This window comes from Saliniramus fredricksonii (assembly GCF_900094735.1).
GTDB classification, from domain to species: domain Bacteria; phylum Pseudomonadota; class Alphaproteobacteria; order Rhizobiales; family Beijerinckiaceae; genus Saliniramus; species Saliniramus fredricksonii.
Map to the genome: position 1 here is coordinate 1,348,908 of NZ_FMBM01000001.1, position 24,170 is coordinate 1,373,077.

Sequence of the window (24,170 nt, forward strand, 5' to 3'; positions counted from 1 at the left end):
CATGAACGCCCAATTCAACCCGCTGCGCCCCTTCGATACCTGGCAGCTTCCCTTCACCGACTGGATCGACGTCTTCTTCGACTGGATTTCGGGCGCGCGCAATTTCTTCCGTGCCGTCCGCCAGCCGGTCGACTGGGTGCTCGAAACCGTCGAGGGAACGCTGCAATTCCTGCCGCCGACCCTGATGATCGGGCTGATCGCGCTGATCGCATGGCAATTGGTGGGACCGCGTCTGGCGATCGGCTCTTTCCTGAGCCTGTTCTTCCTCGGTCTGATCGGGGCCTACGAACAGGCCATGACGACACTCTCGCTGGTGCTCACTGCCGTGGCATTCTGCGCTGCGATCGGCATTCCGCTGGGCATCCTCACATCGCGCAGCGATCGCTTCGAACAGGGGCTGCGCCCCGTTCTCGACACGATGCAGACGACACCGGCCTTCGTCTATCTGGTGCCGATCGTGGTGCTGTTCGGTATCGGCAATGTGCCGGGCGTGATCGTGACGATCATCTTCGCCGTGGCGCCGCTGATCCGTCTCACGAATCTGGGCATTCGTCAGGTTCCCAAGGACGTGATCGAGGCAGCACTCGCCTTCGGTGCGTCGCGACGCCAGCTGCTCTGGCGTGTGCAATTGCCGCTGGCCACGAAAACCATCATGGCCGGGGTGAACCAATCGCTGATGCTCGCATTGTCGATGGTGGTCATCGCATCGATGATCTCCGTGGGCGGGCTGGGCCAGATGGTCCTGCGGGGCATCGGACGCCTTGATATGGGACTCGCCGTGATCGGCGGTATCGGGATCGTCGTACTCGCGATCATCCTCGACCGCATGACCCAGGCGCTGGCCCAAAGCGAGCGCGAACGTGGCGGGCAGCGCATGATTGACCGCGGCCCGATCGGCCTCGTGCGCCGGCTCACTGCCGGCAACGGGGGCGGCAAGCCGGAAGATGACGGCGCGCCCGAGGGCGACGGCAAGCCGGAAATGGCCTGCGCGCCGTCCATACAGCCTGCGAGCGGCAAGGCCGCCGCCTGATTCTTTTCGGCGCGCACCGTGCCCCGCATGGTGTGCGCCGCCGGATGCCGCTTCTGCTGCGCCGCGCGGTGCGGGCGGCATCCTTTTGCCGGGCTGCGAACCAGCCCCGCAAGGCAATACCAATCCGAATGGACACAAAGGAGTCATCATGACCAAGCATTTCCGCACTGTCAGCGCCATGGCGCTCGCCACCGCGATCGGCTTTTCCGCCAGCGTGGTCCAGGCTGACGAGCACATGCCCGGCGAGGGCGTCAGCGTCCAGCCGATCACCTCCGGCATCGCCGAGGAAATCTTCCAGCACGAGATCCTGTTCGAGGGCCTGCGCCGGCTCGGTTACGAAGTCGAGGATCCGCTCGAATCCGAATATGCCGTGATGCATGTCGCGCTCGGCCAGGGCGATGCCGACTTCACCGGCGTGCACTGGAACCTGCTGCATGAGGAATTCTACCAGAATTCCGGCGGCGAGGCGCAGCTGACGAAGATGGGCAACCTCATCGCCAACGTGCTGCAGGGCTACCTGATCGACAAGGCGACCGCCGACGAATACGGCATCACCAATCTCGAGCAGTTGCAGGATCCGGAAATCGCCGCGATCTTCGATGCCGATGGCGACGGCATGGCCGACCTCACCGGCTGTAATCCGGGCTGGGGCTGCGAGCTCGTGATCGAGCATCAGCTTCCGGAATACGGTCTCGGCGACACGGTGCGTCACAATCAGGGCAGCTACTTCGCGCTGATGGCCGACACCATCGCCCGCTTCGAGCAGGACGAGCCGATCCTCTACTATACCTGGACACCGCTCTGGGTTTCGGGCGTGCTGGTGCCGGGTGAAGACGTCGAGTGGCTGGAAGTGCCCTATACCTCGCTTCCCGACAACGATGATGCCACGGCCGAGGACACCTCTGCCAACGGTCTCAATCTGGGCTTTGCCGTGGACGATATCCGCGTGCTTGCCAACCGCGACTGGGCCGAGGCCAATCCGGCTGCCGCGCGCTTCCTCGAACTCGTCGAGATCGACATCAACGACGTCTCCGCCCAGAACCTGCTGATGCGTGAGGGCGAGGATTCGATGTCTGACATCGAGGCGCATGCGGATGCGTGGATCGAGGAAAACGCCGACACGTTCGAAGGTTGGGTCGAAGAGGCGCGCCAGGTCGAGTGATCGCCTGACACGTTGCGCAATGCGCCTTCAATATGATGCGGGCGGTGCCGTGATGGTACCGCCCGTTTTCGTTCAGGGGATCGCGCGCGGATCGCCGTAGCGACCGGTCCAGTATTTCTTCAAGCCGTCGCCGACAGCGCCGAACAGCATCAGCAGCGATCCCGTGATGAACAGCCAGACTCCGAAGGTCAGCCACCCGTCGAAGGCAGGAAGAAAGAAGATCGAACCGACGAAGAACGTCGCGTTACCCACCACCCCGATGCTGATATGGACCCACTCATATTCCACCAGAAACCGGTGCAGCGTCTGCCGTCTTTTCATATCGCCGAGCTCCCCTGCCACGTTCTCTCGCACCTCCCGTCTTGCCGCGGTAACCGGCTGAGCGCAAGCGCCGGATGTCGCAGGCGGCGCGCGGCCTGCTGCCGTCAAACGCGAAGGCTTCAGCGTCAGCCGCGCTCGCGCGCGAATGAGCGCGATGGTTCGCCCCGTGCAATCCGGGCGGCTTCAGCCTCGGCAATCGCCTTGTCCATCGGGGCGCGGTCGATGGCGCCGGAAAAATTGGCGCGGGTGCCCATGGATTCCGCAAAATGGATGAAACGCTCATGCGCCACCGCGTAGAGCCGGCGGATTTCGGCGAGTGGATCGGGGTGGTCGTCGGCGCGCAGATCGAACCAGGGATAATCCTCGCTGCGATGCAGGCGCAGCCCCGCCGATTGCGTCCCGCGCTTGTCGCCACCGGCCGCCTCGCCCGCCTCCATCGCCGTCATCATCCGCTCCGCGAGCGGGCCGGACGCGGCGAGAAACGCGTCGCGCACCGCCTCCACCACCTGCGGACCGGCGAGCATGTTGCCGGCGACGGAGACACCCGGCGCACTCACATGCCCGGCCCAGTCGACACAGGATGCACCGGTATGGGCGGCGATGGCGCCATCGGCGTCGATCAGATGGATCTGGCGGTGTTCGGACCCCGCGTCGCGGGCGACGAGATCGGCGATCACGGCCTCGCCCGGCTCCCCGGCAGCGCAAAGTTCCGCTGCCTCCATGCCCCAGAGCGGATTGATGAAGGCCTGGCTCGCCACCGCAGCACGCCCGCCCCGGATATAGGGCACGATCGCGCCGGCGGCGAAAAAGCGGCTCGCCACGGCGATGCCACGATGGCCGGTTTCAGGGCACAGGGCCACGATGGAATAGGTCATGCTGCGTTACTCCTTTTAGAGCCCGTTCCGACCTGACGGAGTCAGGCCGGGCGCTCCAGGTCATTATCTGGCGCATCATTTTCTCCGTCAGCCGGTACCCACCTGACGGCATGATGCTCTCGATGGCGGGCGCTCAGCGCCCCACCGCATAAGCCTGCATCAGACGCGGCGTCGCCGCCGACCGCAACCGCCCGTCCGGTTCGCGCCGTGCCGCCGTCAGTCGCCCGACGCTCCATGGGCCCGCAACCTCGATGCGATGCCCCCGCATGCGCAGATCGGCGATCGTCTGCGCCGCGAAGCGGTCCTCGATGACGAGATGGCCGGGGCGCGCATTGCGCGGATAGAACGATTCCTGAAAATGTCCGCTATGGAACAGCGGCGCGTCGATCGCCTGTTGCAGGCCTTCCCCATAGAGCACGTGGCGCAGGAAGAAGACCAGTTGCCACTGGTCCTGCTGGTCGCCGCCGGGCGTGCCGAAGGCGAGCCGCGTGCCGTCGTCGCGTATGGCGAGGCTCGGCGAGAGCGTGGTGCGCGGACGCCGCCCCGGCGCGAGGCTCGTGGGCAGGCCTTCCTCCAGCCAGAACATCTGCGCGCGGGTATTGAGCGCGAAGCCCAGCCCCGGTACGACCGGCGAGGATTGCAGCCAGCCGCCGGAGGGCGTCGCCGAGACCATGTTGCCATGGCGGTCGATGATGTCGAGATGCACGGTATCGCCGCGCTTTTCCGTGAGATGCGCCATGGTCGGCTCGCCCGCTCCCGCGCCTCCTGCAGAAGCGCGCGTCGCGCCCCTTTCGGCATTGGCGCGGGCCATCAGGGCCTGATGGTGAAAACCGGGGATCTCGCCGGGGCGCTGCTCGAGCGAGGCTTGCGGCTCGATCAGGGCGCGGCGGCGCGCGGCATAGGCGTCGCCGAGCAGCGTGTCGAGAGGCACGAGCGCATGGTCAGGATCGCCGTAATAGGCCTCGCGATCGGCGAAGGCGAGCTTGATCGCCTCGGTCACCGCATGCACGAATTCCGGCCCGCCCGGATCGGCCTCCTCGAGGCCGCAGCCCTCCAGCATGGCGAGCGCCTGCAACAGGGCCGGGCCCTGTCCCCAGGCGCCCGTCTTGAACACCTCCCAGCCCTTGAACCGCCGCGAGGCCGGCGCCTCGAAATGCGCCTGCCAGCCGGCCATGTCGGCGCCGGTCAGCACGCCCTTGTGGGCGCGTTCCGTCACATCCATCACCTCCGCCTCGCGCAGGAAGGCGTCGATGCGCTCCGCGATGAAGCCTTGCGACCAGACCCGCCGCGCCGCATCGATCCGCGCCTCGCGCGAGGGCGCGCTCCCGGCCTCATTGAGGAGACGCTCCCAGGTCTGCGCGAGAACCGGATTGGCGAAATCCGCGTGCGGCTGCGGGGCGTTGCCGCCCGGGAGCCAGGTCTGCGCCGAGCTCGGCCAGTGCGTGCGGAAATAATCGGCGAGCCCCGCGATGGTATGGGCGACGCGCGGCAGGACCGGGTGGCCGTGGCGGGCATAGTGGATTGCCGGTTCGAGCACGTCGCGCAATTCCAGCGTGCCGTGATCGCGCAGCAGCAGCATCCAGGCATCGAAGGCGCCGGGAATGACGGTGGCGAGGAGCCCGGAGCCCGGCACCATGTCGAGGCCGAGCCCGCGATAATGCGCGATCGTGGCGCCAGCCGGGGCGGGCCCCTGGCCGCACAGGACGCGCGTGCGCTCGGTCGCGGCATCGAAGATGATCGCCGGCATGTCGCCGCCCGGCCCGTTGAGATGCGGCTCCACCACCTGCAGCACGAAGCCTGTCGCCACCGCCGCGTCGAAGGCGTTGCCGCCGCGCTCCAGGATGGCCATGCCGACGCTCGACGCGATCCAGTGGGTGGAGGTCACCACACCGAAGCGCCCGCGTATCTCGGGGCGGGTGGTGAAGGGGTGATCGAAAGCCATGTTTCCTCCGGGAAAAGCGCGACGCCGCTTGCGGACGCCTTGTCGCGACCGGGTTTTTCGCCCCGGTTCGTCATTGGATCGCGGGCGCCGGCGCGCCCGGGATCAGCTCTCGCGCGGATCGAGCGCGTCGCGCAGGCCGTCGCCGAACAGGTTGAAGCCCAGCACCACGAGGAAGATCGCGGCCCCCGGCCACATCGCCATCCAGGGGGCCTGCTCCATGAAGTTCTTCGCCGTATTGAGCATCGCCCCCCATGACGGCGCCGGCGGCTGCTGACCGAGTCCCAGGAAGGACAGGCTCGCCTCGGCGATGATGGCGGTGGCGACGGTCAGCGTGGCCTGGACGATGATCGGCGGCGCGATATTTGGCAGGATGTAGCGCGCCAGGATCGACAATTGCCCGACCCCGGCAGCCCGCGCGCTCTCGACGTAATCCTCCGTCTTCACCGCCAGCGTCTGGCCGCGCGCCAGCCGGATGAAGATCGGTGTCGCGGAGAGGCCGATGGCGATCATCGCATTGGTCAGGGACGGCCCCAGGAAAGCGGCGAAGGCGATGGCCAGGATCAGGAAGGGCACGGCGAGCAGCGCCTCGGTCATGCGCGAGATGGTGGCGTCGGTCCAGCCGCCGCGCCAGCCGGCGATGACGCCGAGCGGCACACCGGCGAAGACGGCGATCATCACCGAGACGACGCCCGCGAGCAGCGAGGCCTGCGCACCCCAGATCATGCGCGAGAGCAGATCGCGCCCGTTCTGGTCCGTTCCCAACGGATGATCGAGGGAAGGCGGAAGCCGGATTGCACCCCAATCGCCCTGTGCCGGCGGCAGGATCGGCAGGATCGGCGCGGCGATGGCGAGGATCACGAAAGTGCCGACGAGCACCGCCCCGAACAGGGCGGAGGGGCGTCGCCTCAGCTTCTCCCAGACCCGGTTTCGACGTGGCGGCAGCGTCTCGATCTGCGGCTGGACATCCCCCGCCTGCGGCTGCATGCGCGGGGCCGGTGCGGCGACGACCGTGCTCATTTCTGGTCCCTCATGCGCGGATTGAGGATCATGTAGGCGGTGTCGGCGAGCAGATTCATCAGGATGAAGCCGACGGCGGTGACGAGGACGATGCCCTGCACCACGGCGTAATCGCGGTTGAACACGGCATCGACGACGAGCTTGCCGAAGCCCGGGATGGTGAAGATCTGCTCCGTCAGCACAGCGCCAGCGAGCAATTCGCCAAAGAGAAGCGCCGAGACCGTCACAACCGGCACCAGCGCGTTGCGCAGGGCGTGCTTCATGATGACGACGCGCTCGCGCAGGCCCTTGGCGCGGGCGGTGCGGACATAATCGGATTTCAGGACGGACAGCATGGCGCTGCGGGTATGGCGCATCAGCGTGGCCGCAAGCGCCGTGCCGAGCACGAAGGCGGGCATCAGCATGGTCTCGATCGAGCGCACCGGATCGACCGTGAAGGCCCGGTAGCCTGAGGCCGGCAACCAGCCGAGATTGACCGAGACCAGCAGGATCAGCAGGATGCCCAGCCAGAAATTCGGGATCGAGAGCCCCGACAGGGCCACGAAATTGGCGATATAGTCGAGCCAGCTGCCTTTATAGACCGCCGAGAGAATACCCATCGGCACGCCGATCCCGACGGCGAAGATCAGCGCCATCACCGCGAGCTGGAAGGTGACGGGGAGCTTTTCCGCGATCAGCGAGGTGACCGGCTGGTTGGTGCGCAGCGAGATGCCGAGATCACCCTGCACCACGCCGCTGATCCAGTAGAAATACTGCATCACCAATGGTTCGTTGAGATGGTACATCTCGCGCAGGGCTTCCAGCGTCGCCGGGTCGCGGTCCTCGCCGGCCAGCGCCAGCACCGGGTCCCCGGGCAGAAGCTTCTGCAGCAGGAAGACGAAGACGGAGATCATGAAGATCGTCGGTATGGCGATCAGCAATCTGCGGCCGATGAATGCGAGCATGACGGGCGCCTTCCGGTGAACAGGTTCGACCCGCCCCTGACGGGCGGGGGTGATCCCGGCGCGTCAGGCGCCGGGATCGTGTCGTCGCATCCGGCTTCAGTCGGTGAAGCGCACGCCCTCGAGGCGGATCATGCCGTCCGGATAGGCCTCGAAGCCTTCCACATCGGCGCTCATCGCCCAGATCCAGCTCGGGTGGTAGAGATAGATGATCGGCAGTTCCTCGTTGAGGATTTCGCGGGAAGCGTCATAGGCCTCCTTGCGCACCTGCGGATCGTTCGAGGTCCGGGCCTGATCGAGCAGCTCGTCCACGCGCGGATCACAGAAGCCGGAATCGTTGATGCCGCCCTCGCAGGTGACGAACTGGTGGATATTGCCATCGACGTCGGTGCGCCCCGACCAGCCGACCTGGCTGCCCTGATATTCACCCGCCGATTGCTGCTGCAGCAGCGTGGCGAATTCGGTGGCGCGGATGCTGATATCGATTCCCGCTTCTGCCGCCATGGCCTGCACCACTTCCATCACCTGGGTCTGGACCGGGTTGTTCGCCACCTGCACGGTCAGTTCCACGCCATCGCCGAATCCGGCTTCGGCGAGCAGCGCACGCGCGGCCTCGACATCCCGCTCGGGAACCGGGAAACGCGCATCATAGAAGGGCGATCCCGGAGGTACCGGCTGGTTGCCCGGCGTGAAGGCGCCTTCGAAGACCACCTGGTTGATCGCATTGCGGTCGATCGACAGGCTCAGCGCCTGACGCAGACGCGCATCCTGGCCGAAGGGCTCCTCGGAGCGCGAACCGTTGCCCACATTCATGGTGATGCCCTGATAGCCGAGCCCGGTCACATCGACGACGGAGAGCGCCTCGTCGTCGCGCGCGCTGGCGACATCGGTGGCTGCGAGGCGCTCGAGCATGTCGAGATCGCCGGCACGCAGGTTCGCGAGACGCACGGTGGTGTCGGGGATCGGCAGATAGGTCACGGCATCGATGTGAATTTCATCGGCGTTCCAGTAATCATCGAAGCGCTCCAGCGCGATGCGATCCTGCTGGACACGCTCGACGAAGCTGAAGGGGCCGGAGCAGACCGGAGCCGAACCGAAATCGACGCCCATTTCTTCCGCCGCCGTCGGCGAGATCATCATGCCGGCGCGATCGGCGAGCTGGGCGAGCAGCGTCGCGTCGGGCGCATCGAGCGTGATGCGCACGGTGTACTCGTCCACGGCCTCGACGCCGGTGATGGAGGCGACTTCCGACTTGCGACGGCTCTCGGGCAGATTCTGGCTGCGGTCGATATTGGCGATCATCGCCTCGGCATTGAAGGGCGTGCCGTCATGGAAGACGACGCCCTCACGCAGGCTCATGGTCAGTTCGGTCTCGTCATCCGACCAGCTCCAGTCGGTCGCGAGCTGGGGCACGATGTTGAGATCGGGATCGATATCGACGAGCTTGTCGCAAAGCGCGGTATAGACGATACGCCCCACGAAGGTGCGCGACTGATCGGGATCAAGCACGTCGGCATCGTCCTGCAGGCCGATGCGCAGTTCCTGCGCCTGCGCGCTCGCCGCCATCGCGGCGATCAGGGCGGCAGCCCCGACTGTTTGCATGAATTTCATGGTTTCTCTCCTCTGGTCCTCTTGGATCCGTTTTATTCGTCAGTTTTCCGGTCCGTGTTGCGAACCGGGCATCCCCGGGCCTGATTCCTCGGGTGTATCGCCCCTTGTCGGGGTCTGTCTGGCGCGCCGCGCCCGATACAGGGCAAAGCGCTGTTCCACGCGCGGGCTGCGCGCGGGCGGCGGGGGCAGGCCTTCGGCCGGCTCCAGCGTCTCGAAATGATGGCAGGCGACGGCGCGCCCTTCGCCCGCCGGGCGCAGCACCGGGCGTTCCGTGCGGCAGCGCGCATCGGCGAAGGGGCAGCGCGTATGGAAGCGGCATCCCGGCGGCGGTGCGACGGGGTTGGGGATATCCCCCGTCAGGGTCGGTCTGTCGCCATCGTGCCGGCGTGCGGGATCGGGGGCCGGAATCGCCGCGAGCAGGGCGCGCGAATACGGGTGCAGGGGTGCGGCGAAGAAATCCTCGGCCTCGCCGACTTCTACCAATTCGCCCAGATACATCACGCCGACCCGGTCGCTCATGTGGCGCACCACGGCGAGATCGTGGGCGATCACGATCAGGGTGAGGCCGAATTCCTGCTTGAGATCCTCCAGCAGGTTGATCACCTGCGCCTGGACCGAGACGTCGAGCGCCGAGACCGGCTCGTCTCCGATCAGCAGTTTCGGCCCCGTGGCGAGGGCGCGGGCGATGCCAATGCGCTGGCGCTGGCCGCCGGAGAATTCATGCGGATAACGATCGGCATATTCGGGCCGCAGCCCCACCCGTCTCAGGAGCTTCGCGACTTCCGCGCGGCGCTGCTTCGGATCATGGATACCGTGGGCGCGCATGGGTTCCTCGACCAGCCCGCCGATGGTCATGCGCGGATTGAGCGAGGAGAACGGATCCTGGAAGACGAATTGCAGGTCGCGGCGCAGGCGGCGCATCTCGGTCTCGGGCAAGGCGGCGATGTCTTTGCCCTCATAGATCACCGAGCCCGCGCTCGGATCGAGCAGGCGGATCAGCAGCCGCGCGAGGGTGGACTTGCCGCAGCCGGATTCGCCGACGATCGAGAAGGTCTCGCCCCGGCGCACGCTGAGATCGACGCCATCGACCGCGCGCACGATGGTCGGCTTGCCGAAGAGCGGGCGCTTCGTGACGAAATGCTTGCGCAGCCCGCGCGCCTCGATCAGTGGCGTATCCGGCGCCGCCTCCGGCTGCGTCGCAGTGTTTTCGCTGATGATCTCCGCTGCGCTCATGCCGCTTCCTCCGGTGCGCAATGCTCCTCGAGCGGAGCATAATGACAGGCGACTGCATGGCCGGGCGCGATCTCGCGCAAAGGCGGCGCTTCGGCGCAGGCCGCATCGGCGAAGGGGCAGCGATCGGCGAAGCGGCATCCCGCCGGCATGTTCTCCGGCGCCGGCACGAGCCCGGGAATGGTCGCGAGACGGGCGCCGCGCGCCCCGGCTTCGAGGCCGGGCAGCGAGCCGATCAGGCCGAGCGTGTAGGGGTGCTGGGGATCGTTGAACAGCGCCTCGACCGGAGCAGCCTCGACGATCCGCCCGGCATACATCACCGCGACCTTGTCGGCGACTTCCGCGACCACGCCGAGATCATGGGTGATCAGGATCAGGGCTGTGCCGCTCTCTTGCTGGAGATCGCGGATCAGCTGCAGCACCTGCGCCTGGATGGTGACGTCGAGCGCGGTGGTCGGCTCGTCGGCGATCAGCAGGCTTGGATCATTGGCGAGCGCCATGGCGATCATGGCGCGCTGGCGCATGCCGCCGGAAAGCTGATGCGGGTAGGCGTCAAGGCGGGTGCGGGCGGCGGGGATGCCGACCCGCTCCAGCATGTCGAGGGCACGCGCGCGCGCCGCATCGATGCCGATGTCGCGATGGCGCATCACCGATTCGATGATCTGGTTGCCGATGGTGAAGGCGGGGTTGAGCGCCGTCATCGGCTCCTGGAAGATCATGGCCATGCGGTCGCCGCGCAGCGCCGACCAGGCCTCGGCGGAGAGCCCGAGCAGGTCGCGCCCGTCAAAGCGCACCCGCCCGCCGGTGACGGAGACCGGCGGCGTCTGCAACAGACCCATCAGCGCCAGTGCCGTGACCGATTTGCCGCAACCGGATTCGCCGACGATGCAAAGCGTCTCGCCGGGCATCACCGAGAAGCTCACGCCGTCGACGAGGTTTTGAGCCTGTCGGCCGATCATGATCGAAAGATCCTCGACTGCGAGAAGGGGCGCGTTATCCGACAAGGCCGGCCTCCTGATCGTCCTGGGTGAGAATGCTGCGGCGGAGCGTGGCGATATGGCTGCGCATCGCCTGTTCGGCAGCGCCGGGATCGCGGCGGGCGATGGCATCGACAATGGCCGCATGCTGCTCGACATAGGTGGCCACCATCGCCCGGGAGCGCGCCCGTTCGCGCAGCCCGCGCCAGACCTCGTCGCGGCGTACTTCCTCGATGATCTCGTAGAGACCGAAGAGCAGCGCGTTGCCGGCGGCGCGCCCGATGGTGCGGTGCAGCGCCTCGTCCCATAACTCGCGGGCATCATCGTCGCGCGCACGGGCGATGCGTTCGCACAGATCACGCATGTTGCGCACGTCCTGCTGGACGGCGCGCATGGCAGCGAGACCGGCGAGGGCAGGTTCGAGCTGCATGCGCGCTTCGAGGACCTCTTGCGGATTGGTTCGATCGACGAGCGCGCTCACGGTCCCCGGATTCTCGCTCGGACGGGGACCGGTGAAGGTCCCCTTGCCCTGCTGGCGCCAGATCAGCCCTTCGGTTTCAAGCACTTCCAGCGCGCGGCGCACGGCCCGCCGCCCGATCCCGAGCTCCACCGCGAGGTCCCGCTCAGGCGGAAGCCGCAAGGCTTTTCCGCCATTCCGGTCGATACGCTGCAAACGCGCGCGCAGAGCCGCGAGCGCGCGGCTTGAATTGTCGCCGCCATTGGATGCGTGCGCCGTTTCGGCGTCGGCCTCGGCCATGGGCGATGATCCCCTCATCGGATTTGCGGCGCCACCGGTCTTGATGCCGGCGTGACCAATCGCATATTGGTTCGTGCGCGATGACGGGATCAAGCGCGGTGATCGCCGTATCCATATGGGCGATTCACCACGTTTCGGAGATTCGCTCCGGGCTCAACGGATTTATCCGGGAGCGTATGATAGCTTTCGGCTGCGGGGATTAGGGCGACGTTTCACGGCCCTCGCCGTCTGCCCATGCCGCTGACGGAATCGCGCATGCGCTGCTATATCAGCATCGCGCGCGGATCGCTCAGAAGTTCGATCAGATGCGCCGTGAAGCGCGCCGCGTCCGCACCGTTGATCACGCGGTGATCGTAGCTGAGATCGAGCGGCACCATGGGGACCGGGCGCGGCGTGTCGCCTTCCCAGACGGTGATCGTCTCGGTGCGGGTGATGCCGAGGATCGCGAGTTCCGGCGGGTTGACGATCGGTGTGAAGCCGATTCCGCCGATTCCGCCAAGCGAGGTGATGGTCATCGAGGCGCCGCCCATCGCATCGGGGCCGAGCTTGCGCGCCTTGGCCCGCGCCGCCAGATCGGCGATCTCTCCTGCGATCTGCCACAATCCCTTGCGATCCGCATCCCGGATCACCGGCACCATCAGCCCGTGCGGCGTATCGACCGCGATGCCGATATGGATGTAATCCTTGAGGATCAGCCGCTCGCCATCCGCGCTGAGCGAGGCGTTGAAGCGCGGAAAGGCGCGCAGGCAGCGCGCGAGCGCCGCGACATGGAAAGCCAGCGCCGTCAGCCGGATGCCGCGCGCCTGCGCCTCGTCCCTGAGGCTCGCGCGAAAGGCCTCGACGGCGCGCATATCGGCCCGGTCGTGATGCGTGACCTGCGGGATCTGCGCATTGGCGGCGCCGAGATTGGCGGCGGCGAGCCGGGCGAAGCGGCTCATCGGCTCTTGCGTGACAGGACCGTATGCCGCGTGATCGATGTCCCAGTGGGACGTCCCGGGTGCAAGAGCCGGCGCCCCGCCCGGCGTGCCGGCTCCCGCACCATCAACCTCGATATCCTCGCGCGCCATGGTGGTGCGGCCCAGCGCCCGGGCGCGCTCCTCGAGATCGACGCCGCGTTCGCGGGCAAGGCGCCGGACGGAGGGTGCGGCAATGATTTCAGACATCCCGATCTCCTCACCAACTGGCGGAAATGTATTGGGTTTCCATGAATTCGTGCATGCCCTCATGCCCGCCTTCACGGCCCAGCCCCGATTGCTTTACCCCGCCGAACGGCGCGGCGGGATCGCTGACGAGCCCGCGATTGAGCCCGACCATGCCGTATTCGAGCCGCTCGCAGACCTGCATGGCGCGTTTGAAATCCCCCGAGAAGACATAGGCGACGAGGCCGTATTCGGTCGCGTTGGCGCGGCGGATCACGTCGTCCTGGTCGCTGAAGCTCTGGATCGCGGCGACGGGGCCGAAGATCTCGTCATGCACGCAATCGGCCGTCTCCGGCACCTGCGAGAGCACCGTCGGCGGGTAATAGAAGCCCTTGCCCGCCGGGACCTCTCCGCCGCATTCCAGCCGCGCACCCTTGGCACGCGCATCGGCGACGAAGGCGGCGACCTTGTCGCGGGTATCGGCATTGACGAGCGGGCCGACATCGACCTCCGGATCGGTGCCGTCACCGACATTGAGGGCAGCCATGCGCGCGCTCAGCCGGCGGATGAATTCCGGCGCGACCGATTCATGCACATAGATGCGGTTGGCCGCCGTGCAGGCTTCGCCAAGATTGCGCATCTTGGCCAGCATGGTGCCCTCGACGGCCTGATCGAGATCGGCATCGTCGAAGACGATGCAGGGCGCGTTGCCGCCGAGCTCCATGGCGGGTTTGAGCACCTGACCGGCGGCGGATGTCAGCAGCTTTCGCCCGACCGCCGTCGAGCCGGTGAAGCTGACCACGCGCACGCGCGGATCGGCCAGCATGTGATCGACGAGCGCGCCGGTGCGCTTCGAGGGCAGCACGTTGACGAGCCCCCTCGGCACACCCGCCTCTTCCAGAAGCGGCATCAGCGCCAGCATGGTCAGCGGCGTTTCCGAGGCGGGCTTGACGATCATGCCGCAACCCGCCGCAAGCGCCGGGGCGATCTTGCGCGTGCCCATCGCTGCGGGATAGTTCCAGGGCGTGATCAGTACGGCGAGACCGGCGGGCTTGTGCTGCACGATGATGCGCGCGCCCGAGCTCGGCGCCCGGGTGATCAGCCCGTCGGCGCGCACCGCCTCCTCGGCGAACCAGCGAAAGAATTCGGCGGCATAGGCGGCCTCGCCCATGGCATCCGCGCGCGCCTTGCCGTTTTCCAGCGTGATCAGCCGGGCGAAATCCTCAAGCCGCGCGCTCATCAGCTCGAAAGCACGGCGCAGCACTTCCGAACGCGCCCGCGGCGTGCGCGCAGCCCATTCGGCCATGGCGGCCTCGGCTGCATCGAGAGCGGCATCGGCGTCGGCAATGTCGGCGGAGGCGACGGAGGCGAGCACGTCTTCGGTTGCTGGGTTGATGACGTCGAAGCGCTCTTTCGTCGCCCGCCAGCCGCCGTCGATATAGAGATCGGTGTAATCCATGATGGCCTCGAAAGGTTCAGAGCAGGTGACGCAGCGGTTCGCGCAGCCGTCCTGCGAAAGCATCGAGAAGGGCGATCGCGGCGGGGCCGTCCATCTGGCCGGGGCCGCATTCGAGCGTGATCGAAAGGCCCGCGCCCTGCCGGGTGATCGTGATGACGGGCAGCGCCTCGGCGCCGATCGCCACGGATTCCACTGCGCTCGTGCGCAGATCGCGCAGGATCAGCGTCGGTGCCGCGTCGCTTGGTGTGGCGGCGGAAAGGCGCCGATCCTGCGGAACAAGGAATGCCCGTCTCGCGCCGAAACGCTCCACCGCGACGATTCCGGGACCGCCTGGGAGGCTTGCCCCGGCGAGGCCGGCAAGCAGCGCATCGGCATCGGCGAGTCCATGCGTTTCGCCGGCCCAGCGGGCGAAGGCGGCGAAGCCGTCCTGCTCGGATTTCGCGGTAAGCCGCATCGCTGTGGCGGCTGCCGTGACATGCGGGGAGGTTTGTTGCACGCCAGACGGCTGTGTTTCGTCGGGCAGGCTGCGCAGGATCTCGAGATCGCGCATATGGAAGGGCTGGGGATGGCCCGCGCGCACCAGCCGGGAGAGATCGAGCCCTTCAACAAGGGCAATCCGCCGCAGCTTGGGTGAGGCGAGAATCCGACCTTCCGATCCCGGCACAGCCTGCGGCGTGGCAGCCGGCGGTGCCTCGTCGGCGACCGGTTCGACCCGGGCCGGCGCGGCTTTCGCGTCAGCCGGGGCCGGTTTCGCCGCCATCTGCGCCGCCATCTGCGCCGCCGATCGCGCGACCGGAGCGGATGGCGGGCCTGGTGACATGATGGCGAGCATACCGCCCACGGCGATGGCCTCGCCCGGTTCGGCCAGCGTCGCGGCGAGATAGCCGTCATGGCCGGCCGCGACTTCCATCGTGCTCTTGTCGGTTTCCACCTCGAACAGGATATCCTCGGCACCGACCGCATCGCCGGGCGCCTTCAGCCAGGTGACCAGAACCCCGCTATCCTGCGTCATGCCGAGCTGCGGCATGGTGATCGCGTGTCCCTCCGGCAGGGCAACATCGGTGCCGGGGGCGGATTCCGCCTCGGGCGTGGGCGCCGCCGCCGGTTCGTCGGGCGCATCCGCCGTCTCGGAAGCTGTGTCGGAGATCCTCGCGATCACCTTTCCGACGGGGATATCGGCCCCCTCATCGGCCTTGACATGCGTGAGGAAACCGTCGGCCTGGGCCTCGATCTCCATCGTCGCCTTGTCGGTCTCGACCTCGAACAGGAGATCGCCGCGCGCGACCTTGTCGCCGGGCTGCTTCAGCCATTGCGTCAGCCGCCCGGAATCCTGTGTCATGCCGAGTTGCGGCATCGTCACCTCATGCGGCATGGATCAGCTCCCCCGCGCAGAGTCTGCGCGCCTGCGCCACCACCCGCTCCGGGGTCGGTACGGTCAGATCCTCCAGGGCCGGGCTGAACGGGACGGGTACATCCATCGCGCCCATGCGCAGGACCGGCGCATCCAGATGATAGAACGCCTTTTCGTTCAGCCGCGCGGCAATCTCGGCGGTGACGCCGTAGCTCTGATGGCCCTCGTCGATCACGATGGCGCGGCTGGTCCTGCGCACGCTCGCGAGCAGGCTCGCCTCGTCCAGCGGCACGAGGGTGCGTGGATCGATGACTTCCGCCTCGATTCCCTCGCCAGCGAGCTGTTCGGCGGCTTTCTCCGCGACCTGCACCATCGAGGATGTGGCGATCAGGGTGATGTCGCGCCCCGCGCGCTTGATATGGGCCTCGCCGAAGGGGATCAGGTATTCCTCCTCCGGCACCGGCGCCTTGTCCTGGTACATCAGCTTGTCTTCGAAGATCACGACCGGGTTGTTGTCGCGGATCGCGGTCTTCATCAGGCCCTTGGCCTCATAGGCGGATGAGGGCATGGCGATCTTGAGGCCCGGAACATGGGCTACCAGCGCCTGGAGCGACTGGCTGTGCTGCGCCGCCGAGCGGCGGGTGGCGCCCAGATTGGTGCGCAGCACCATCGGCACGGTCAGCTTGCCGCCGGACATGTAATGCTGCTTGGCGGCCTGGTTGCACAGCTGATCCATGACCAGATAGAGGAAATCGCCGAACATCAGATCGACGATCGGCCGCGCACCGGTCATCGCCGCGCCGACGGCCATGCCGACGAAACCGGGCTCGGAAATCGGGGTGTCGATCACGCGCTGGGTGCCGAATTCCTCGACCAGGCCGGAAAGCACCTTGAAGGGCGTGCCCGCCTCGGCCACGTCCTCGCCCATCAGGAAGACGGTAGGATCGCGGCGCATTTCCTCGGCGATCGCCTCGTTGACGGCCTGGGACAGGGTAATCTCGCGCATCATTTCCTCCTCAATCCGCATAGACATGCATGTCGACTTCGGATGCATCCGGGTAGGGCGCGGCCTCGGCATAGGCCACGGCCTGCGCGGCATCCTCGGTGATCGCGGCATTCATCGCCTCGATCTCCGCCTCGCTGGCGATGCCCTCAGCGACGAGCCAGGCGCGGAAGCGGATGATGGGATCGCGGTTTTCCTTCCAGTCCTTCTCTTCCTCCTTCGAGCGGTAGTATTCACGGTTGATGTCGCCGACATGGTGGCCGTGATAGCGGTAGGTCATCAGCTCCATGAAGAACGGCCCCTCGCCCTTGCGGGCGCGCTCGACCAGGCGCCGGGTCAGGGCGTTGACGGCGAGCACGTCCTGGCCGTCGACCTGATGCGCCTCGATGCCGAAGGCCTCGGCGCGCGCGAGAATGGCGCCGGCGGCGATCTCTTCGGTGCGGGTATATTCGGAATAGCCGTTATTCTCGCAGGCATAGATCACCGGCAGCTTCCACAGGGCGGCCATGTTCATGACCTCGTACATCAACCCCTGGGCGGTCGCACCGTCGCCGAAGAAGCACACGGTCACGTCGTCGGAACCCTGCAGCTTCGCACGCAGCGCCGAGCCCGTGGCGATGCCCATCGAGCCGCCGACGATGGCATTGGCGCCGAGATTGCCGTGGCTCTGGTCGGCGATATGCATCGAGCCGCCCTTGCCCCGGCAATAGCCCTCTTCCTTGCCGAGAAGCTCGCAGAACATCTCCTTGAAGGCCGCGCCCTTGGCCACGCAATGGCCGTGCCCGCGATGGGTCGAGGTGATGCGGTCGTCGTCGGTGAGCGCCTCGCAGATACCGACGGCAACCGCTTCCTCGCCGGAATACATGTGGGTGAGGCCCGGCATCTTGGCCGAGAGATAGAGCTGGTTGGCATTGTCCTCGAAGGTGCGGATGCGCATCATCTGGCGATACATCCGCAGATAATCCTCGGTATTGGTTTTCGGTTCGGCTTCAGCCATGGCGATCATCCTGTGGGGCGTGGCTTCAGTAGCGATTGGCGATGGGCAGATCTTCAGCCGGGAACAGGCTGATCACCTCGCAGCCGGTATCCGTGACCACGACCTCTTCCTCGATCCGCGCGGCTGAATAACCGTCGGTGGCCGGGCAATAGGTCTCGAGCGCGAAGACCATGCCGGTCTGGATCTCCATCGGATGATCCATGCTGACCGCGCGGGAAATGATCGGGCGTTCGTGCAGGGCGAGGCCGAGCCCGTGGCCGAATTGCAGGCCGAAGGCGGCATCCTCGTTGGGGAAGCCGAAATCCTCTGCCTTCGGCCAGACGGCGGCGACCTTGTCGGTGCTGACGCCGGGCCTGATCATGGCGATCGAGGCATCGATCCATTCACGCGCCTTGACATAGGCGTCGTTCTGGGCCGGCGTTGCGCGCCCGATATTGAAGGTGCGGTAGTAGCAGGTGCGATAGCCCTGATAGCTCTGCAGGATATCGAAGAAGGCCTGGTCGCCGGGACGGAAATAGCGGTCAGTGAAATTGTGCGGATGCGGATTGCAGCGCTCGCCGGATATGGCGTTGATCGCCTCGACGTCGTCACTGCCCATCTCGTAGAGCATCTTGTTCGACAGGGCGACGATGTCGTTCTCGCGGATGCCCGGTTTCAGCTCCTCGTAGATCATGTGATAGACGCCGTCGACCATGCTGGCCGCCTGGGTCAGGAGCTGGATCTCGTCCCAGTTCTTGATCTCGCGGGCCGCGAGCATGACTTGCTGTCCGTCGACGACCTTGAGGCCTTCTTCCTGAAGGGCATGGAACATGGCGGTCTCGGCATAATCGACGCCCACCGGCATGTCGGCCATGCCGGCATCGCGGATCAGCCCGGCAATCTCGCGGGCATATTTGCGCATCAGGCCGAATTCCGGCGGGATCGTGCCGCGCATGCCGACCACGCCGGCGCGGCAATGCTCGGGCACCAGCCAGTCCGAATACTTCTTGTGATGCATGGCGGCAGAGCCGAAATCCCAGACATAGGGGGCGTCATCGCCGGTCAGCAGACAGAAACGGCACATCTTGTCGCGTTCCCATTCGCCGATCTTGGTGGCGCTGACATAGCGGATATTGTTGACGTCGAAGAGCAGGAGCGTTCCGGCCTGCGAGGCCTGCAGCGCCTGTCGGGTGCGTGCCAGCCGGTAGCGGCGCAGGCGGTCATGGTCGATGCGGCGTTCGAAATCGACCGAGGTATGCCCCCAGGCGGGAAGGCGTCCTTCCCATTTCCAGTGCGGTTCGAGATCCTGCGGGGTCAGGAGATTGGGCAGAAGAGCGCGTGACATGAGACAGATCCTCAGCGTCGGCGGTCGGGCGCCGGTATCGGGTGATCGGATTTTCAGAAAAAATGTGCGGCGCGGGCCGGTACGGGCCCGGCGGCCTACTGCATGATCATGCCGCCATCGATCATGATGAGCTGGCCGGTCATGTAGTCACTGTCGCTGGAACACAGGAAGGCGGCGGTGCCCTGCACGTCTTCCGGGTAGCTGTAGCGCTTCATGGTGATCATGGTGCTGGCCAGATGATCCATGGACTGGCCTTCCTTCTCGAACATGCCGATCTTGACCAGATCCTTGTCGAGCTGCTCCCACAATTCGGTGCGCACCACGCCCGGCCCGTAGCCGTTGACGGTGATCTTGTGCTCCCACAAGGCCTTGGCGCCGCCGATGATCATGGCGAGAACCGCGTATTTCGAGCAGGAATAGGGAATCACGTCGAGAAAGGCGGTGCGCGAGACGATCGAGCCCACGGGGATGATCTTGTAGGGCTGATCGGGCATCGGGCCCTGCGCGATCATCTGGCGCGCAGCTTCCTGCATGCCCAGAAGAACGCCCTTGGCGTTGATGTCCATGATCGTGTCCCAGTTGTCCTCGTCGATATCCATGAACATGCGCGGCTTGTTCACGCCGGCATTGAGCAGGGCCACGTTGATCGAGCCGAAAGCGTCGACGCAGGCTTTCACCGCCGCCGCGTTTTCGGCGCGGGAGGTGACGTCGAGCTTGACCGCGACCGCCTTGCCGTTACCGGACGCGTTGATCTCCTCGGCGACCGCCGCGACGCCCTCGGCATTGACGTCGCCGAGACAGAGATTGGCGCCCTGCGCAGCGAAATGACGCGCATTCTGTGCGCCCATACCCTGCGCGGCTCCGGTGATCAGGATGTTCTTGCCTTTCAGGCGGGCGGTATCCATGGCGTCCTCCTCAGCATTCTTGATTGTTTCAAGGCGTCTTCCGCCCGTGACTGGGCGCGTTGCAGGGCGATGCGCGGCGTGATGATGCCGCGCAGCATGTCGTGGATTTCCTGGCCGCAGATCTCGATGATCGCGGCGATTTCCGGAATCGGGGGGCGCGGCCAGTATTGCAGTTCGTCGCGCAGCGACATGGCATCGACCGCCTCGAAGATCGGCGACATGCCGCGCACTTCCGGATCGGCGCCCACCGAATAACGCGGCGCGGTGCGGCTGCCGTTGAGCACGTAGAGTTTCTGCGCCTCGGGGGAGGTGAAGGCGATCAGCGCTTCGACCGCAGCCGCGCGGCGCTCGGGGGCGATATTGGCGGGGATGCCCATCGCATAGCCGCCGACCGGCGCGACCGGGCGCCCTTTCGGCCCAGCGGGATGCGGCAGGTAGCCGGTCTTGCCGAAAGCCGGGGAGGCGGGGTCACGCTCGAAATAGGGGGCGAGCAGCGTATAGCCGTAGGCCATGGGAATCGTCCCGGCGGCATAGGGCCTGATGCGCTCGTACCAGGACATCGACAGGATGTCGGGCGGTGAATATTCGAGCAGGGCGCGCAGATATGCGCAGGCTTCGAGCCCGAGTGCCGTGTCGATCGTGGGGACGATATCGCTGCGCGCCGCGACATCGGCGGCAAAGCCGCCGGCGATCGGATCGAGATTGATCACGGGCTGGCCGAAATCGGCGCAGGTCATCAGGAACTGATGGCCGAGCGCCGTGCCGCGCGCCGCATTCCAGGCAATGCCGTAGCGCCCCAGATGCGGCGCGTGGAAGTGGCGCGCCGCCGCGATAACCGCATCCGTCGTATGCGGCGGGGGGAGCCCGGCTTCCGCGAACAGATCCGTGCGGTAAAACAGCAGTTCGGGCGTGGTCTGGCTCGGTACGCCGTAAGGCCTTCCGCCCCAATGCGCCGCCATCCAGCCCGCCGTGTGAAAATCCGGCGGGTCGAGCCGATCGGTTGCGAGGCAGGTATCGAGGGGGGCGAGCACGCCGGCTTCGGCGAATTCGCCGATCCAGGGCAGATCGACGGCGATGATGTCGTATTTGCTGGTGCGCCGTTCGGCATTGCGCAGCGCTTCGGCGCGCAGGCGATCGATCGAGAAGGCGCGCTGGCTGATATTGGTGCCGATGATCTGCTCGAACTGGCGCTTGAGATTGTCCATTACCATGAAGGTCGGATCACTGTGCACCAGAATGCGCAAGCCGCCGCCCAGCGTCAGCGGTTCGGGCAGAACCTGCGGCGGTGCGATGGTGTGGCTTGCCGGCACATAGGATGCGCCGAAATAATATTCCTCGCTCCCCGGCGCGGTGGCGCCCGGGATCTCGGCGCAGAGCCGCAGCAACCGGTCGCAGAACTGGCGCCAGTTCGTCATCAGGCGAAGGGTCGGATGCAGCGAGAAGGAGCGTCCGGATCGGGTGCGCGCACGCTGCTCGATCAGCCCGGCATCGAGCAGCTGGGCAAGCTTGCGTCGCGCCGTCGCATAGGGCACACCGGAAGCCGCGATCAGCGTGGTGGCGGTCACGGTCTTGCCGCTGAAATGCGCTTTGAGGAGCGCGGTGACCATGTTCAGATGCGGGTTGGGCTCGCCGATCTCCAGCGTGGTATCGATCTCCGCCGTCAGCGCTTCGACGAAGCCGAGAACATCCGGCAACGAAGCCTGCCCGGTGGCCGCGATTCCCTCGATGGGAGCGGGCGCCCTGACAAAACTTTCATTACGGATATTTTCCATCTTCACGTCTGTCGTCTTTCGGTGAAATGCGGTCGGCGTGGCATTGTCGCGGCGCGTCTGCATTGCTGTGCCTCTCAAATTGTCCAGAACGACCATCGGATAATAGGTCAAAAATGTTCAAAATGATCTGAAGAATATTCATTTTGAATAACTCCGCTATGTTGCTTCCTGGCGGAGCGCGACAGCATGGCGATGCTGCAAATCTGCCCCATTGATGCCAGAGTGCCGACCAACAAGGCGCTGAGCGAGGGGCGCCACAGAACCTTTTCGGGAGGAACACCATGACCAATACGATGCGCCTTTTGCTTGCCGGTTGCGGCACGCTCGCGCTTGCGACCGCTGCCTCTGCCGACACGGTGCGGATCGGTATCACCCAGAACAATGTCGGTATCGACAGCTATCAGACGACCTATGAGCAGGCCTTCATCGCTGCTGCGGACGCCAATCCCGATGTCGAGGTCATCGTTCTCGACGCCGGCGGCGACGTGGCGCGCCAGATCAGTCAGATGCAGGACCTGATCCAGCAGCAGGTCGATGCCATCATCGTCTGGCCGACGGACGGTCAGGCTCTGGTCCCGGCTGTGCGCAACGCCCATCGCGAGGGTATTCCGGTCGTCGTGACCAATTCGAACATCGCGGAGGCGGGCATGGAATTCATCGCCGCCTTTTCCGGCCCCAACAACATCCAGCAGGGCATCTACTCCGCCGAGATGATGTGTGATGCCCTGGATGGGGAGGGTGAGATCGTGCAGATCACCGGCATGCCCGGCTACACCACTGCGATCGAACGCCAGCAGGGATTTGATGACCGCCTCGCCGAGATGTGCCCCGATGTCGTCCAGCTCGACATCCAGCCCGGTGACTGGAACCGCGAACGCGCCCAGCGCACCATGGAAACCTTCCTGACCCGCTTCGACGATATCGACGGTGTCTATTCCGGCGACGACAACATGGGCGTGGGTGCGCTCAATGCCGCGCTCGCCGCAGACCGGGCCGAGGGCATGGTGTTCATCGGCGCCACCAATTTCGCAGTCGGTTACGATGCCATGGCGCAGGGCGAATACTGGGGCTCGGTCTATCAGTCCCCGGTCGATGACGCGGAAGCCGCCCTCCAGACGGCACTCGACGTGCTCGCCGGCGAGGATGTGCCCAAGCTCAACTATTTCGACACGCCCAAGATCACGCAGGAGAACATGGACGAGTTCGACCGTCCCGTCTTCTGACGCGGCGGTTCGGCGCGCGACATCTAAAAGCTGCAGGCTTCCGGTCTTCGCGATGCAGGAATGCAGGATTTCGCACCGGGGCGTGTTATCATCGCCCCGGTGCGTAACAAGGGTAAAAAACGCCCGAACATCCCGGGAGGGAACAGATGCTGCTGGACCGCCTCAAGGCGGGAGGGCCTGCCGTCGCGCGGCAGGGTATCCTCATTGCCTTCATCATATTCATGATCGCCTTCACCTTCATGTCGGACCGGTTCATGACCGCCGACAATCTCATGTCGGTCTTCCGGCAATCGGCCATTATCGGCGTGATGGCACTGGGCGTCACCATCGTGGTGATCGGCGGCAATCTTGATCTCTCCGTCGGCTCCATGCTCTCCTTCGCCACGGTGCTGGTCGTGGATCTGCACGACAAGATCGGGCCGGAACTGGCCATTCCCGCGATGCTGCTGGCCACCCTGTGCCTCGGCGCCGTCAACGGGTTCCTCGTGGGCATATTGCGGCTCAATTCCCTGATCGTCACGCTTGGCATGCTCTCGGTGATCCAGGGCCTCGTCCTGATCTATAGCGGCGGGCAGAATGTCGATATCGCCGATCAGCAGGGCACATGGTTTGCGGTGTTCGGACGCGGCGCGGTGTTCGGGATCGCCACGCCGATCGTGATATTCGGTGTGATGGCGCTGTTCTTCCACATGATCATGACGACGACGCCGTTCGGGCGGCGCGTCTATGCCGTGGGCGGCAATCCCACCGCCTCGACCTTTTCCGGCATTCCCCGTTCGCGCGTTGTCTTCGCCACCTATCTGATCTCGGCCCTGTGCGTGGGCGTCGCGGCGATCATGCTGGGCAGCCGGGTGATGGGCTCGCAGAACAATGTCGGCCAGGGCTATGAATTGCAGGTGCTTGCCGCCGTGATCCTCGGCGGAACCTCGCTTCTGGGTGGAGCCGGCAGCGTGCTGCGCACGGTGCTGGGCGTCCTGATGCTGGCCTTCATCCAGAACGGCCTGATCCTGATGGGGCAGCCCTATTACACGCAATGGCTCGTCACCTGGGCCGTGATCATCATCGCCGTCTGGCTCGATGTGGCGGCCAAGCGCGGTCGCCTGCTCTCACCGATCGCGTAGTGGTGGTCGATCT

The 24,170-nt window shown here is 65.8% G+C and carries 21 protein-coding genes; 4 read left to right on the forward strand and 17 right to left on the reverse strand.

Annotated elements, in window-relative coordinates:
* Position 1 precedes the first annotated feature (1 nt).
* Entirely contained in the window at positions 2 to 1,030 is a 1,029-nt protein-coding gene (locus GA0071312_RS06135; RefSeq protein WP_074443994.1) for an ABC transporter permease, read from the forward strand.
* A gap of 148 nt (positions 1,031 to 1,178) precedes the next feature.
* Positions 1,179 to 2,192 carry a glycine betaine/L-proline ABC transporter substrate-binding protein ProX gene (gene proX / locus GA0071312_RS06140; protein WP_074443995.1) on the forward strand — a complete coding sequence of 338 codons (1,014 nt, stop codon included), beginning with the start codon at positions 1,179 to 1,181 and terminating at the stop codon, positions 2,190 to 2,192.
* Positions 2,193 to 2,264: 72 nt separating this feature from the next.
* On the opposite strand, the gene GA0071312_RS06145 is transcribed toward proX, so the two are convergent.
* From GA0071312_RS06145 to GA0071312_RS06225, 17 genes are all read right to left on the reverse strand, one after another.
* Entirely contained in the window at positions 2,265 to 2,513 is a 249-nt protein-coding gene (locus GA0071312_RS06145) for a YrhK family protein (protein WP_074443996.1), read from the reverse strand.
* Positions 2,514 to 2,638: 125 nt separating this feature from the next.
* A complete protein-coding gene (locus GA0071312_RS06150) occupies positions 2,639 to 3,388 on the reverse strand; it encodes a DUF1028 domain-containing protein (protein WP_074443997.1) in 750 nt (249 codons plus the stop codon).
* Between the two features lie 133 nt (positions 3,389 to 3,521).
* Positions 3,522 to 5,330 (reverse strand): gamma-glutamyltransferase family protein, encoded by a 1,809-nt coding sequence (locus tag GA0071312_RS06155; RefSeq protein ID WP_074443998.1) that lies wholly within the window; start codon positions 5,328 to 5,330, stop codon positions 3,522 to 3,524.
* A gap of 102 nt (positions 5,331 to 5,432) precedes the next feature.
* On the reverse strand, positions 5,433 to 6,314 hold the full coding sequence (locus GA0071312_RS06160; protein WP_074444281.1) for an ABC transporter permease: 882 nt from the start codon (positions 6,312 to 6,314) through the stop codon (positions 5,433 to 5,435).
* A 29-nt stretch (positions 6,315 to 6,343) separates the two neighbouring features.
* Positions 6,344 to 7,291 carry an ABC transporter permease gene (locus GA0071312_RS06165; protein ID WP_074443999.1) on the reverse strand — a complete coding sequence of 316 codons (948 nt, stop codon included), beginning with the start codon at positions 7,289 to 7,291 and terminating at the stop codon, positions 6,344 to 6,346.
* Between the two features lie 96 nt (positions 7,292 to 7,387).
* Positions 7,388 to 8,899 carry an ABC transporter substrate-binding protein gene (locus GA0071312_RS06170; protein WP_074444000.1) on the reverse strand — a complete coding sequence of 504 codons (1,512 nt, stop codon included), beginning with the start codon at positions 8,897 to 8,899 and terminating at the stop codon, positions 7,388 to 7,390.
* A 39-nt stretch (positions 8,900 to 8,938) separates the two neighbouring features.
* Positions 8,939 to 10,132: an ABC transporter ATP-binding protein gene (locus GA0071312_RS06175; RefSeq protein WP_074444001.1), complete on the reverse strand. Its 1,194-nt coding sequence runs from the start codon at positions 10,130 to 10,132 to the stop codon at positions 8,939 to 8,941.
* Positions 10,129 to 11,088 carry an ABC transporter ATP-binding protein gene (locus GA0071312_RS06180; protein ID WP_108721831.1) on the reverse strand — a complete coding sequence of 320 codons (960 nt, stop codon included), beginning with the start codon at positions 11,086 to 11,088 and terminating at the stop codon, positions 10,129 to 10,131. The genes GA0071312_RS06175 and GA0071312_RS06180 overlap by 4 nt, the downstream gene beginning before the upstream one ends.
* A 34-nt stretch (positions 11,089 to 11,122) precedes the next feature.
* Entirely contained in the window at positions 11,123 to 11,863 is a 741-nt protein-coding gene (locus GA0071312_RS06185; protein ID WP_074444003.1) for a FadR/GntR family transcriptional regulator, read from the reverse strand.
* Between the two features lie 263 nt (positions 11,864 to 12,126).
* Entirely contained in the window at positions 12,127 to 13,026 is a 900-nt protein-coding gene (locus GA0071312_RS06190) for a 2-oxo acid dehydrogenase subunit E2 (protein ID WP_074444004.1), read from the reverse strand.
* 10 nt (positions 13,027 to 13,036) lie between these two features.
* Positions 13,037 to 14,461, reverse strand: a complete 1,425-nt coding sequence (locus GA0071312_RS06195; RefSeq protein WP_074444282.1) for an NAD-dependent succinate-semialdehyde dehydrogenase — start codon at positions 14,459 to 14,461, stop codon at positions 13,037 to 13,039.
* Between the two features lie 16 nt (positions 14,462 to 14,477).
* A complete protein-coding gene (locus GA0071312_RS06200; protein ID WP_074444005.1) occupies positions 14,478 to 15,833 on the reverse strand; it encodes a biotin/lipoyl-containing protein in 1,356 nt (451 codons plus the stop codon).
* Positions 15,823 to 16,845 (reverse strand): alpha-ketoacid dehydrogenase subunit beta, encoded by a 1,023-nt coding sequence (locus GA0071312_RS06205; protein WP_275261922.1) that lies wholly within the window; start codon positions 16,843 to 16,845, stop codon positions 15,823 to 15,825. Before GA0071312_RS06205 ends, GA0071312_RS06200 begins: the two co-directional genes overlap by 11 nt.
* Positions 16,829 to 17,812, reverse strand: a complete 984-nt coding sequence (locus tag GA0071312_RS06210; RefSeq protein ID WP_074444284.1) for a thiamine pyrophosphate-dependent dehydrogenase E1 component subunit alpha — start codon at positions 17,810 to 17,812, stop codon at positions 16,829 to 16,831. Before GA0071312_RS06210 ends, GA0071312_RS06205 begins: the two co-directional genes overlap by 17 nt.
* A gap of 25 nt (positions 17,813 to 17,837) precedes the next feature.
* Positions 17,838 to 19,136: a M24 family metallopeptidase gene (locus GA0071312_RS06215; protein WP_074444006.1), complete on the reverse strand. Its 1,299-nt coding sequence runs from the start codon at positions 19,134 to 19,136 to the stop codon at positions 17,838 to 17,840.
* Positions 19,137 to 19,231: 95 nt separating this feature from the next.
* Positions 19,232 to 20,041: an SDR family NAD(P)-dependent oxidoreductase gene (locus GA0071312_RS06220; protein WP_074444007.1), complete on the reverse strand. Its 810-nt coding sequence runs from the start codon at positions 20,039 to 20,041 to the stop codon at positions 19,232 to 19,234.
* Positions 20,023 to 21,735 (reverse strand): extracellular solute-binding protein, encoded by a 1,713-nt coding sequence (locus tag GA0071312_RS06225; RefSeq protein WP_238947109.1) that lies wholly within the window; start codon positions 21,733 to 21,735, stop codon positions 20,023 to 20,025. Before GA0071312_RS06225 ends, GA0071312_RS06220 begins: the two co-directional genes overlap by 19 nt.
* A 359-nt stretch (positions 21,736 to 22,094) precedes the next feature.
* Here GA0071312_RS06225 and GA0071312_RS06230 point away from each other — a divergent pair, with 359 nt between their 5' ends.
* Positions 22,095 to 23,036 (forward strand): sugar ABC transporter substrate-binding protein, encoded by a 942-nt coding sequence (locus GA0071312_RS06230; protein ID WP_083204346.1) that lies wholly within the window; start codon positions 22,095 to 22,097, stop codon positions 23,034 to 23,036.
* A gap of 146 nt (positions 23,037 to 23,182) precedes the next feature.
* A complete protein-coding gene (locus GA0071312_RS06235; protein ID WP_074444008.1) occupies positions 23,183 to 24,157 on the forward strand; it encodes an ABC transporter permease in 975 nt (324 codons plus the stop codon).
* Positions 24,158 to 24,170 lie beyond the last annotated feature (13 nt).

What these genes read in the sequence shown, in the direction of transcription:
- GA0071312_RS06195 (WP_074444282.1), bottom strand. Translation starts at nt 14,461, where the DNA reads ATGGATTACACCGATCTCTATATCGACGGCGGCTGGCGGGCGACGAAA.
- GA0071312_RS06170 (WP_074444000.1), bottom strand. Translation starts at nt 8,899, where the DNA reads ATGAAATTCATGCAAACAGTCGGGGCTGCCGCCCTGATCGCCGCGATG.
- GA0071312_RS06135 (WP_074443994.1), top strand. Translation starts at nt 2, where the DNA reads ATGAACGCCCAATTCAACCCGCTGCGCCCCTTCGATACCTGGCAGCTT.
- GA0071312_RS06205 (WP_275261922.1), bottom strand. Translation starts at nt 16,845, where the DNA reads ATGTCTATGCGGATTGAGGAGGAAATGATGCGCGAGATTACCCTGTCC.
- GA0071312_RS06235 (WP_074444008.1), top strand. Translation starts at nt 23,183, where the DNA reads ATGCTGCTGGACCGCCTCAAGGCGGGAGGGCCTGCCGTCGCGCGGCAG.
- GA0071312_RS06190 (WP_074444004.1), bottom strand. Translation starts at nt 13,026, where the DNA reads ATGTCTGAAATCATTGCCGCACCCTCCGTCCGGCGCCTTGCCCGCGAA.
- proX (WP_074443995.1), top strand. Translation starts at nt 1,179, where the DNA reads ATGACCAAGCATTTCCGCACTGTCAGCGCCATGGCGCTCGCCACCGCG.
- GA0071312_RS06145 (WP_074443996.1), bottom strand. Translation starts at nt 2,513, where the DNA reads ATGAAAAGACGGCAGACGCTGCACCGGTTTCTGGTGGAATATGAGTGG.
- GA0071312_RS06200 (WP_074444005.1), bottom strand. Translation starts at nt 15,833, where the DNA reads ATGCCGCATGAGGTGACGATGCCGCAACTCGGCATGACACAGGATTCC.
- GA0071312_RS06185 (WP_074444003.1), bottom strand. Translation starts at nt 11,863, where the DNA reads ATGGCCGAGGCCGACGCCGAAACGGCGCACGCATCCAATGGCGGCGAC.
- GA0071312_RS06150 (WP_074443997.1), bottom strand. Translation starts at nt 3,388, where the DNA reads ATGACCTATTCCATCGTGGCCCTGTGCCCTGAAACCGGCCATCGTGGC.
- GA0071312_RS06160 (WP_074444281.1), bottom strand. Translation starts at nt 6,314, where the DNA reads ATGCAGCCGCAGGCGGGGGATGTCCAGCCGCAGATCGAGACGCTGCCG.
- GA0071312_RS06180 (WP_108721831.1), bottom strand. Translation starts at nt 11,088, where the DNA reads ATGATCGGCCGACAGGCTCAAAACCTCGTCGACGGCGTGAGCTTCTCG.
- GA0071312_RS06175 (WP_074444001.1), bottom strand. Translation starts at nt 10,132, where the DNA reads ATGAGCGCAGCGGAGATCATCAGCGAAAACACTGCGACGCAGCCGGAG.
- GA0071312_RS06220 (WP_074444007.1), bottom strand. Translation starts at nt 20,041, where the DNA reads ATGGATACCGCCCGCCTGAAAGGCAAGAACATCCTGATCACCGGAGCC.
- GA0071312_RS06155 (WP_074443998.1), bottom strand. Translation starts at nt 5,330, where the DNA reads ATGGCTTTCGATCACCCCTTCACCACCCGCCCCGAGATACGCGGGCGC.
- GA0071312_RS06165 (WP_074443999.1), bottom strand. Translation starts at nt 7,291, where the DNA reads ATGCTCGCATTCATCGGCCGCAGATTGCTGATCGCCATACCGACGATC.
- GA0071312_RS06210 (WP_074444284.1), bottom strand. Translation starts at nt 17,812, where the DNA reads ATGGCTGAAGCCGAACCGAAAACCAATACCGAGGATTATCTGCGGATG.
- GA0071312_RS06215 (WP_074444006.1), bottom strand. Translation starts at nt 19,136, where the DNA reads ATGTCACGCGCTCTTCTGCCCAATCTCCTGACCCCGCAGGATCTCGAA.
- GA0071312_RS06230 (WP_083204346.1), top strand. Translation starts at nt 22,095, where the DNA reads ATGACCAATACGATGCGCCTTTTGCTTGCCGGTTGCGGCACGCTCGCG.